The sequence below is a fragment of the Gordonibacter sp. genome (genome assembly GCF_036667095.1).
Taxonomy (GTDB): domain Bacteria; phylum Actinomycetota; class Coriobacteriia; order Coriobacteriales; family Eggerthellaceae; genus Gordonibacter.
This window is the reverse complement of record NZ_JAVWUP010000220.1, coordinates 1-980: the sequence shown is the minus strand read 5'-3', so window position 1 is coordinate 980 and position 980 is coordinate 1. Positions and strand designations below refer to the sequence as shown.

The following is a 980-nucleotide window of genomic DNA, read 5'->3' as shown; positions in this document are numbered from 1 at the left end:
GGGTGAGGGCTGGTCGGACGTAAGGCGTGCAATGCGGGGATAGGTTGGCTGAGTACAGCACGGGGACAGGGGGAGAGGATGACCGAATCGTCTCGCAAGAAGGGTGCGCCTGCCGAGCAGGTGTCGCTGTTCGAGCGCGTGCCTGAAGACAAGAAGCTCGGCTGGACGGGCGTGGCCGCCATCCTATCCGGCGTGGTGTCCAGCTTGACGAAGCTCATGGGCGGCGGCATCGTCGCCTACTATGCGGGGTGCCTCTACGGGCTGGGCGCGGCGGCTATCATGTTCGTGCTGAGCGTGTTCCTCACGTTTTTCGTGGGCAGGATATCGTTTCGCGAGGGATTGCCCAGCAACGTCACGTCGCGTCTGTACGTGTTCGGCACGAAAGGCTCGGCGCTCGATTCGCTCATCTGGATATTCTTGCTGGTGGGCACGCTCGCCATCGGTACGGTACAGCTGGGCAACGCGATCATCTACTACTTCGGTTGGACGGACGAGATCGTCAAACACCTGCTGTACCTGGGCATCTCAACGGCCTGGGTGCTCATGTCGCTGTTCGGCATGAAGTTCATCGCGCGGTTCAACATGGTGTTCGTCGTGCTGCTGTTCGCGGCCCTGATGTTCGTGGCGGGCAGCATTGCGCTCGACGGGCACCTGGTCGACGCGCTCACGCATGGCGTCCTCGTGCCCTATGTGGGTCAGGCTGAGGGATTCGCCTACGCGGTGAACTACAGCATCATGACCTCGGGACTCATGGCCCTGTTCTCATCCGACTTCACGCGCTTCGTGAAGAAGGAACGTGACCTGGCGGCCATCTCGGTGGTGGGCAGCTTGTGCGCGGTGCTTACCTACGTGTTCGGCGCCCTTTTGGCCTATTACGGCTACAACGTGTCCTACGAGTACTTCTTGGGGCAGGGCATGAGCGAGGTGGCGGCCGCCAACGCGGCCATCACGAACCCCGGCATTACGTTCGTGCTGTCGCT

General features: G+C 61.7%; 1 protein-coding gene. It reads left to right on the top strand.

All coding sequences use genetic code 11. From position 1 onward, the window contains the following. Positions 1–78: 78 nt before the first annotated feature. On the top strand, positions 79–980 hold a 902-nt coding region (locus RR842_RS12735), incomplete at its 3' end, for a hypothetical protein (protein WP_332729985.1).